Genomic DNA, 8,592 nt, shown 5'->3' with positions numbered 1-8,592 from the left:
TCTCCATTTTGCAAGGTTTTGAGGGGTGAGAAAACAAACGTTGCAAAATGAGGATAGTAAGATCGTTTAGATCATCAAGAAGATCAATGCATTAAGTGATTTTCAGTGTCGACTAATTAAATGTAACTCCCAATCAGAAACCTTTGAGGTAAATAGTTCAGCGGTAAAGTAAACCTTTTGAATAAACTCAGGATAAGCTTGTCGTACTGAAACAGGCTGCAATTTCCAGCCTGCCGTACCAGCCACCAAAGTTGCTTCGCTTAATTTACCTACTACAGTACAGCCGCTTACCATAAAGCATATGATAAGCATCACGTAAAAGCGCCTACACCACATCAACTAGCTCCCTAATAAACTGCTTGGCAATGGCATCACTACTGGTGACAGTTTGTAAAATACGCCCGGTATCAGTATCAAAAATAAATTGCTTGTTGCCATTGGTCTCAAACATCAAATTCAATGAAATACTAAAAGCTCTGGGAGGCACTTGTAGGTGTACATCTTTTGAGGGCTCATAATATATGACCTCACCCGAACTTAGCTGATGTGAACCAAGAGATTGCAAGCAACCATCACATCCCTCTTCAAGTTCATCGCTGTAGTCATATTGATATAATCGAGAGATATATCCTGGACCAAAATAGTTCGTCGTTAAAAAAGCAAAGTTATGGTCATGCAAGCAACGGTAAACGTTTAACTTATCATTCTGATGCTTTATTTCACCATCTGAGTGCCAAAAACACACCCTAACTTGGAAAAAAGGAGACTTATTAACGTAGATAACCCAAGAGTCATTTCCGTATGAGTTACCTGATTCAATTTTTAATGCCTCTTTTAGTACATGGTCACTGACCAAATCAGTTAAAAAGTATTTGTTATTCGCCAATAACTGAAGTTGCAAAGCAAAAAAATTCACATGTTTTCTATCCAAACAATCAAGGCCTGTATAGTGAGACTTTATACGTTCCACAAATTCATCCAGCGAAATTGCGCTTTTGCTGCAAAAATTAAATGAGTACGTCATGCTACGCCTCCATTTTCGTTAGTGAAGGCATCAAACATGCGGCCCGATTGCGCACTACTTCGCAGCAATGTGAAGATTTATATTCACTCACTAATTGCGCCGCTTTATATGGATCTCGTAAATAGATACCCTCAATCGCACGCCACGCCAACTCATCAATTTGACTTTTAGACAGCGCCAATAAAGCTTGAAAACTCTTTTCACATGTAGAGCGGGCTAAAATTTCGATAAAATTAAATAAACGCGCATGATTTTGATACAAAAGCGACGTGATGATTGGCTCAAGCGTCACTGCGCACAGCTTAACGCTCTTGTAGTGCATAACCTCTTTATCATACAACGCCATCCAACAGGCATCACTTGATGAGTGGTAGTCAAAAGCTTCCATGTAGCCCATTTGTAACGCTTCACCTTGCTCCAAACTGGTGATCGTCACACCGCCAGTGGCGACAAAAATTTGCGAAGTGCCTTCATTAATGAATTGCTCTTTTAAAGCGACTCTCTTAATTCTTAAAGCGCCTTGTAACAAGCATACTGAGTGTGCGGCAGAATTACTCAGTGTTGCACCAAAACAACTGGGGCCTTTATACAGCACTAACCTGTGCGACTGCGTATCTTTTAATACTAAGCGATTTTTATCTGGTGAGAATGTCTGATCCCCGTGGGCTTGCAACATCTCTATTGCGTCTTGCACTGAGGTAATATTTTTAAATTCATCAAAACTTTTCATAAGACGTCCTTATCTATTTAATTTCCTTATGTAACTTACTTCAGCCTTATCTAAGGCATCACATTCCTATATATATCAAGTCACTATAATAATTATTGGGATCACAAAAACTGGGTCTAACGCTTGTGGACCAAACAACTGAACATCAAAATTACCTAATGTGTTTACAACTTCTATGACTAGTTGCATAACTATCATCCTTTTTAGTATGTGATTTACTGATTAAAGATTTTAACTGCATTTTTAATCACGTCATCGGCATCCAAAACCGCCCCCTAAAAGCTAGGCAAGCAGAAATAAAATATCAATCCAAAGTACAAATTTTCATCACTCAAGAAACTCTTAATCTATTGATAATTTTACAATATGAAAATTACGTTTAGAAGCTACTCAGCTCGATACCAACACTTGAAAACTACCAGAGAACCGAAATATTAACTTTTAAATCAAGTATTTTATACACTCATTTTTTCATTGCCTTTTCCAAAACGGAACATAGCAATGCGAAAATAAACAACAATAAAGATAAGAAAATGTAAACATTAATATTCCACGTGCAAAACAACATGAAGAAATCTAATTATCCATCAAGCTCGGTTCTTAGATATAACAATTCATATGTTGACGCTTGCATCTGCCCCCCATACTCTTGCAAACGTCAACATGGCAGTGAAATAAGCGCACTCATACACGTAAGTGCGTAGAATTGATGACAAGAACAACTCTAACAAACGAAGATAATCATGGAGTTACATTATGCAAAATCATAAAAATGTGCCGTTAGGCGATTTTATCGAATACCCCCAAGAAGAGATGCTGCAACGAGCACAAGATAATTTAAAGGAATACCAACGACGTCACACAATACGCAGCTTTAGCAATCGCCCAGTACCAAAAGAAGTCATCGAGGCTTGTATCAAAGCTGCAGCGAGTGCGCCAAGTGGTGCAAACCATCAACCTTGGCATTTTGTGGCTATTCACAGCGCTGATATTAAAAAGAAAATTCGTGAAGCGGCCGAAGATTTAGAACGTTCATTTTACCAAGGCCGCGCTGGCGAAGAATGGTTAGATGCCTTGAAGCCTCTAGGGACGGACGCTGATAAGCCGTATTTAGAGCATGCGCCTTGGTTAATCGCTATTTTCAGCCAGAAAAAAGGGGGCATACACAGCGAAGACAAAAACACTAACTATTATGTTCATGAGTCTGTTGGCATCGCGACTGGTTTTTTAATTCAAGCATTACATCATGCAGGACTTGCGACTTTAACCCATACACCGAAGCCGATGAGTTTTTTAACTGACATTTGTGGTCGTGACAAAGACAATGAGCGCCCTTACATGCTACTCATTGCGGGTTACCCGAGTGAGGATGCCACCGTGCCAGAACACGCGCTTGTGAAAAAGCCATTTGACGACATTGCCTCTTTTTTATAAGCCATTGGTTGGCAGTTAGTACACTGCCAACATCTCACCCGCACTTAGTCCAGCAAGAACGGCTACCTCACCTTCATGCGCACCATCAAGTTCAGTTCCAAGTCGTATAAAACGTCGCTGTACTTGCCCACCTTCAACAACTTCTACCATGGTCAACTGTCCATATCGCTTCACAAATTGCTTTGGAATAACCACTTGCGTTTGATAAACCGCAGGCAAGTATAACTGTGCATACATACCGGGTTTTACATTTTCAGCAAGCTCTATATCGAGCTTGATCATAAAACGTCGTGCATTACTATCAGCCACCGGAACTATCTCGCTGATTTTCGCGTATTGCGTCATACCACTAGCTGGAACATGTATTTTTAATTCATCTCCTAGCTTGAGTTGGCTCGCTTGTTGCTCTCGAATAGCCGCTGACACCTGCAATTGCGCAGGGTTATAAAGCGAAACAATCGCCACACCAGGCGTTAACATGACACCTGGTTCTTGTAAACGCTCGACAACCGTACCATCAATTGGCGATAAAATTTTGGTATCGCTAAGTGCCACCTTGGCGCCTTCAAGTTGTTCTGATAAAGCCGCTTCTTGCGCAATAAGCTCATTTACCTTGGTGCGCCATTCATCCACCATATTCACAGCAACCAAGCCTTGCGCCTGCAAAGATTCATTGCGTGCAAGCTGCTTTTTAGCCTGCTGTAGCTGTGCTGCAATGGCATCTTGCTGTGCTTTCGCCTGTGACACTCTGGCTTGTAAATCGGCGTCATCAATCGTAGCCAATAATTGCCCCGCTTTAACACTTTGACCCGCTCTAACATTTAACGTTTTAAGCTGCGCTAACAAGCGGCTCGACACTAAGGTATTTACTTTTGCAATGACATTCGCGTTCACCACTTCGTGATGTGCGACTGACTTCTCAGTCACGGTATATCGCTCGCCCTGATACTCTGCTGGTTTATTTTTTACGCCATCAGGCACAGCATCATTAAATAATCCCGCTAAATAGGCGACCACAACCAATAGCATGAGCAGCGCGGATGCGGGTAAAGCTAGTTTCTTAACTGCGTTATGGATTGATAACATGGCGGCTGTCCTCTGAATGTCTGAATACCAAAAAATAAACTAACGGCACAACCAACAATGAGAAAATGGTTGATGCAATGATGCCAAATATAATTGCCAAAGCGAGACCACTGAATACAGGGTCTAGAATAATCACTAAATTACCCAGTAACGTCGTCCCTGCGGTTAATAGCACGGGCCTCATACGAACCTCACCAGCTTGGATAAGCGCTTGCTTTAACGCTGCGCCCTCTGCTCTGGCTTGATTGATGAATTCTACTAAAATAAGAGAGTTACGAACTACGATCCCAGCCAATGCTATCATTCCAATCATGGCTGTTGCGGTAAACAACACAGGTTCCGGCGCACCCGCGATTTCACGCTCGCCAAATTGGTTCAGCAACCAAAATCCTGGCATGATCCCTATCATGGTTAACGGGATTGCCGACATAATAATTAATGCCAATGCACTAGATGCTGTTTGCAGTCTCAAAATCGCGAAGATAGCCAATAATGCAAAGGCAAATGCAATGCCCATATCACGGAACACATCGACGGTAATTCGCCACTCGCCCTCGCCGCTAAAACTGTAATAGGTGCCTGCTGGTAGTTGCCATGCATCTCCCCCACCACTTGAAATAAAGTTTCGTTGTTGCCAATCAATGTGTGTACTGTGAGAGCTGTTTTCATCCGCCACAATATCTGCGATAACGTCAGCTGGGGTGCGACCATTGAGTTCGGCGGTGACATAGATAACATTTTGCAAGTCTTTACGAACAATAGGCTGAGGGGTTTGCATTGTTTGCCAATGGCCTAGCTCTGACAGTGCAACAAGGGGCCTTATCGCACTATCCAGTCCATACTCATTACCCACTTTGTTTAGATCTCTTTGCCCACGTACTTGCAAGGCATCAAAGTTATGCTGCTGATGCCTTACTTCGTAAGGTAATCTGAGGTTAATTGTTACAGGCTCTGACTCATGCGCAAGATAAGCAAGTCCTGCATCCAAGCCACCACTGGCTATTTTTAAGGAGTGGTTGATGTCTTGCGTAGCAATGCCAGATAACGCAGCTTTACCTTTATTGACCACAAACCGCTCTATATAAGTAGACGCAGCTAGTGAACTATCTACCTCTACCACATGCGGCTCAGACGATAAACGCGCCATCAAGGTTTCAGCGGCTTGCCAATGTGTTTGGCTCGAAACAAAGGGCCGTGCATAAACCTGAGCGACCAATGTACTAAGTACGGGCGGACCGGGTGGTACTTCTACCACTTTTACTTTTATGCCTGCGTGATTAAATTGTGCAAGCATTTCTCTTAAACGCAATACCACAGCATGCGACTGATGGGCGCGCTGCGTCTTATCTAACAGAAGTACTCTTAAATCAGCTAAATGAGGAGCCTCACGACGATAGTAGCCTCTGACCATACCATTAAAATCGATACTTGAGGGCTTGCCAATATAGGCCGCAATCGCGGTTACTTCATTAAGTTGCCACACTTGTTGTTGTACTTGCCTAGTAAGCTGCGCCGTTTGCTCTAGGGTGCTCCCTTCTGGTAAATCAATCAGCACTTGCAGTTCATTTTTGTTATCAAAGGGCAATAACTTTAAAGGTACTGCTCTAAATACAGGTAAGCTAACACTGATGACGAATAAAGCTAATGTCGCCCATAGTAGCGCCTTAGCCCGCCCCGGATTTGATAACAAAGGTGTTAATACACGGCTATATAAAGACGAACCACGCTGCTGATCTTGCATTTCAATGGGGTGATTATGTAGCAGCTTTTTTGCAAGCCATGGGGTGACAATAAAAGCCACCAAGGTAGATGCAATGACACTCACCGGCACATTAAATGCCATGGGGGCCATATACGGCCCCATCATGCCAGTGATATAAGCCAAGGGTAAAAACGCCACACTGATGGTCAGTGTTGACATCAGCAGGGCTGTTTTAATTTCTGACATTGCCGATACCACATGGCTATCCGTATCAGCACTGTCGTTGTCTTTACGCGCAGACAGAAAACGGCTGATGTTTTCTACACCTGTGATCGGATCATCAACCAACAAGCCCAATGATAAAATAAGTGCAAATAACGTAACCCGATTAATGGTATAGCCAAACGCAAAATCCAAACCTAAAGTGATGCCATAACAGATTGGTACAGCTAGACCAACGACTATCGCAGGCCGCCAGCCTAAAAATACCCCAACAAAAATCACCACTGTAAACACGGCAAACGTTAAACTTGCAGTTAAATCATTCACTTTGGCATCAGCCGTTTGACCATAGTTACGCAGTACTTTGACATCAATATCACTGGGTAAAAGACGCTGTTTTAATTCATCTATTAACGCTAAGCTTTGCTGTGCAACATTAACGGCATTACTGCCGCGCTGTTTAGCAACACTGATAGTCACCAAGGGCAAACTTTGTTGTTGATCATTAATGGCTAGCCATTGATATGACTGAGGCTCCGCAGGGCCATCAGTTATCACTGCAACATCTTTAAGTAACACTTGCTGAGCATTGAGCACATTTACCGTCAGCTGAGAAACTTGCTGCACATCGCGTAGTACATCCCCAGACTCAAGCGTCATTACTTGCCCGTCACCAATCATACTGCCGACCATTTGTAACTGATTACTCGCTTGTATCGCCATCAGTACATCTAGTGGTGTGGTTTGATGCGCGGCCAGTGCGGTCGCGTCTAAGTGCACATTAAGCTGCCTTTTACGCCCTGTGATCACTTTGACTTCACTGGTATTAGGTAATTTTTGTAGTTGTGTAGAGACTTCCTGTGCAAACCGAGTCAACTCGTAATCAGAGTATTGTTCAGCATTTTTGCTGTACAGCCCTAGCATCAAGATCGGCACATCATCTACTTCGATAGGTTGGATCTGCCAATTAGCCACCACCTGAGCCATATTATGTTGATTTGCATATAATTTTGTATAAGTGTTGAGAATAGCTTGCTCTCGATTCTCGCCCACATGAAAACGCAGCGTGACAACCGTACCACCGGCATTCGTTGTCGAGTAAATATGCTCAACACCTGGGATCTGTTGCAACAGCTTTTCTAAAGGTTCTGTCACTAAGCGAGTGACTTCCGGTGCGCTTAAGTTTGGGGTATTAACTTTAATATCTAACATCGGCACCACGATTTGTGGCTCTTCTTCTCGTGGCGTAAACTGCAGTGCAAGCATCCCCATCATTAAAGCCATAAAGAGCATAAGCACAGGCAATCGACCTGCAAGGCTGCTCGCCAAAACCTTATTAAAAAGCGTCATAAGCATCTATCCTATTGAGCACAAAATAGCTGATACAATTGCCGTAAAACAGCCTGCACTTTCTCATCAATCACGCGATAGTAAATGGTTTGCCCCTCTCGCCTCGTCTCAACCACTTTGGCTCTTCGCAAGCTCGCTAGATGTTGCGATAAGGCAGACTGTGAAAGCGGCACTGCTTCGTTCAATGCACTGACACTCATTTCTTGCTCTAATAAACTACACAAGATCATTAAACGATTTTTATTTGCCATCATTTTTAACAACGCTTCAGCTTGCTCAGCATTGTGCGCCATGACTTCAAAGTCCATTATCACTACCAAACGAAAATTAATTTGTGCAAAGTATAGACATATACATTAGCAATGTCTAATATTAGTTATTGCTAATATAAAGTGAGTATTGATCATGAAACTAAACCCAATGTTAAGACTAATTGCAGGCCTTATGTTTTTGCTATCTCTTGCACTTACCCAGTATGTAAATGCTAATTGGTTATGGTTTAGTGTCTTTATAGCTGCTAACTTAATTCAATCAGCGTTTACCAATTGGTGTCCGATGATCACGTTACTTAAAAAGCTAGGTGTAAAGGAGTAAACATGTTAACCCCAGTTCAAGATCTACTTAAAATTGTAAGACCCAATCAAAGATGCCTTAGTGCACAACAAGCGAAAGCAGAAATAGATCACAACCAAGGACTACTAATAGACGTGCGAGAACCCGCCGAGTTTCAAACAAAAGCGGCACAAGGTGCGATAAATATACCTAGAGGATTATTGGAATTTAAACTGCCCGAATTAGAAAAAGACGCCCAACGTCCAATATATGTACATTGCGCTGCCGGCGGCCGAGCAGTGTTTGCCGCAGAGCAGCTGACACGACTGGGCTACCAAAACGTTAATGTGATCACCTGCAAAGCGGATGATGTTTGTCAGGTATTTTAGTTATCCATTCGCTATGTTGATTGGTAACCTGAAAAACATAATGTACTGCCATGTTATATCCACAGGCTACCCATGAACTCAGACTTAACCATTCGTTGTTATT

General features: G+C 42.6%; 9 protein-coding genes. 3 read left to right on the top strand and 6 right to left on the bottom strand.

Annotation, left to right across the window (positions count from 1 at the left end; all coding sequences use genetic code 11):
* Window positions 1-102: 102 nt before the first annotated feature.
* Genes HC733_RS15130 through HC733_RS15120 form a run of 3 tightly spaced genes read right to left on the bottom strand, consistent with a single transcriptional unit; the run spans window position 103 to window position 1,754 of the window.
* Window positions 103-315 carry a hypothetical protein gene (locus HC733_RS15130; protein ID WP_190365859.1) on the bottom strand — a complete coding sequence of 71 codons (213 nt, stop codon included), beginning with the start codon at window positions 313-315 and terminating at the stop codon, window positions 103-105.
* Window positions 316-325: 10 nt separating this feature from the next.
* On the bottom strand, window positions 326-1,024 hold the full coding sequence (locus HC733_RS15125) for a hypothetical protein (protein ID WP_190365858.1): 699 nt from the start codon (window positions 1,022-1,024) through the stop codon (window positions 326-328).
* Window position 1,025: 1 nt separating this feature from the next.
* A complete protein-coding gene (locus HC733_RS15120; RefSeq protein WP_190365857.1) occupies window positions 1,026-1,754 on the bottom strand; it encodes a hypothetical protein in 729 nt (242 codons plus the stop codon).
* 756 nt (window positions 1,755-2,510) lie between these two features.
* Between HC733_RS15120 and HC733_RS15115 the strand changes: the two genes are divergently transcribed.
* A complete protein-coding gene (locus HC733_RS15115) occupies window positions 2,511-3,188 on the top strand; it encodes a nitroreductase family protein (protein WP_190365856.1) in 678 nt (225 codons plus the stop codon).
* A gap of 15 nt (window positions 3,189-3,203) precedes the next feature.
* Here HC733_RS15115 and HC733_RS15110 read toward each other — a convergent pair whose 3' ends face one another.
* From HC733_RS15110 to HC733_RS15100, 3 genes are read right to left on the bottom strand one after another with little or no spacing between them, the layout of a single operon-like run.
* The gene (locus HC733_RS15110; RefSeq protein WP_190365855.1) at window positions 3,204-4,274 is read right to left on the bottom strand and encodes an efflux RND transporter periplasmic adaptor subunit; all 1,071 of its coding nucleotides are present in this window, start codon (window positions 4,272-4,274) and stop codon (window positions 3,204-3,206) included.
* A complete protein-coding gene (locus HC733_RS15105) occupies window positions 4,258-7,548 on the bottom strand; it encodes an efflux RND transporter permease subunit (RefSeq protein WP_190365854.1) in 3,291 nt (1,096 codons plus the stop codon). Before HC733_RS15105 ends, HC733_RS15110 begins: the two co-directional genes overlap by 17 nt.
* Before the next feature lie 11 nt (window positions 7,549-7,559).
* A complete protein-coding gene (locus tag HC733_RS15100; RefSeq protein ID WP_190365853.1) occupies window positions 7,560-7,856 on the bottom strand; it encodes an ArsR/SmtB family transcription factor in 297 nt (98 codons plus the stop codon).
* 97 nt (window positions 7,857-7,953) lie between these two features.
* Here HC733_RS15100 and HC733_RS15095 point away from each other — a divergent pair, with 97 nt between their 5' ends.
* A complete protein-coding gene (locus tag HC733_RS15095; protein ID WP_190365852.1) occupies window positions 7,954-8,142 on the top strand; it encodes a YgaP family membrane protein in 189 nt (62 codons plus the stop codon).
* Window positions 8,143-8,144: 2 nt separating this feature from the next.
* Window positions 8,145-8,489, top strand: coding sequence for a rhodanese-like domain-containing protein (locus tag HC733_RS15090; RefSeq protein WP_190365851.1), 345 nt, complete (start codon window positions 8,145-8,147; stop codon window positions 8,487-8,489).
* Window positions 8,490-8,592 lie beyond the last annotated feature (103 nt).

This window comes from Pseudoalteromonas sp. S16_S37 (assembly GCF_014694405.1).
GTDB lineage: Bacteria > Pseudomonadota > Gammaproteobacteria > Enterobacterales > Alteromonadaceae > Pseudoalteromonas.
Note: the sequence above shows the minus strand (reverse complement) of the source record. Positions and strands in the feature narration are given on the sequence as shown.